This is a genomic window from Streptomyces beijiangensis, from assembly GCF_017315755.1.
Lineage (GTDB): Bacteria > Actinomycetota > Actinomycetes > Streptomycetales > Streptomycetaceae > Streptomyces > Streptomyces beijiangensis.
Genome location: NZ_JAFLRJ010000682.1, coordinates 1 through 877 on the forward strand (window position 1 = coordinate 1; position 877 = coordinate 877).

Annotated in this window: 3 protein-coding genes; all 3 read right to left on the reverse strand. The window is 74.8% G+C overall.

Annotated elements, in window-relative coordinates; genetic code table 11:
• Positions 1-32 precede the first annotated feature (32 nt).
• Positions 33-386, reverse strand: coding sequence for a TadE family type IV pilus minor pilin (locus J0695_RS38275; RefSeq protein WP_242553712.1), 354 nt, complete (start codon positions 384-386; stop codon positions 33-35).
• Positions 373-561, reverse strand: a complete 189-nt coding sequence (locus J0695_RS38280) for a DUF4244 domain-containing protein (protein ID WP_242553713.1) — start codon at positions 559-561, stop codon at positions 373-375. The genes J0695_RS38275 and J0695_RS38280 overlap by 14 nt, the downstream gene beginning before the upstream one ends.
• Positions 562-586: 25 nt before the next feature.
• Positions 587-877: type II secretion system F family protein (locus tag J0695_RS38285; protein WP_206969454.1), on the reverse strand; the 291-nt coding region annotated here is incomplete at its 5' end.

Consider the following 877-nt stretch of genomic DNA (forward strand, 5'->3'; position numbering starts at 1 on the left):
CCCCGATAGCCGGAAGGGCTGATTCCCCCCGGTCATCGCTCCGCCATTGCTGCGGCTTCCGCGCTCAGCGTCAGGCCCAGCGGGCCGGGACCCGGGGCGGGTACGGCGACCCGTACCCGCCACAGTTCCCCGGCCCGCACCAGCGTCACCGACGCGCCCCGCGGCGCCGCCGACCGGGCGGCGGCCACCGCTGCGGCCTCCGGCTCCGACCGCGCCGCCGCCCTGGCCCCGGCCCGCGCCGCGTCCACGCACTGGATCTGCGCGGCGGCCGCCGTCAACGCCCACACCAGCGCCATGACGAACACCACCAGCGCGGGGACGACCATCGCCGCCTCCGCGGTCACATAGCCCCCGTCCGCCTCGGAGAGCTGCTCAGAACGGCGCATGGAGTGCCTTCTCGACGACCCCCTGCAGCGCGGCCGCGACCGGCCCGCTCGTGACCACCTTGTAGAGCACCGCAGCGAAGGCGCAGGCCGCGATCGTCCCCATCGCGTACTCCGACGTGGACATCCCCGCGTCCTTGCCGCCCCCGCACACCCGGGCCCGCATCCAGTTCCACATGTCAACAACCCCCTTGATCCGTAGTTCAGTTGCCGTGCAGCAGATGACTCGCCAGTCCGATCACCACCGGTGCCACACCCACCGCCAGGAAGGCCGGCAGAAAGCAGAGCCCCACCGGAGCTGTGATCAACACGGATGCCCGCTGGGCCCGGGCCCTGGCCGCCCGGTCCTGCTCGGCCCGCAGACCCGAGGCCACCCGGGCCACCGGTCCGGCCGCCGGAGCCCCGGTCGACCCGGCACGCTCCAGACAGCGGGCCAGCGCCGCCGCCCCGGGTATCGCCCCGAACCGCCCCCACGCACCGGCCGGTTCACCGCC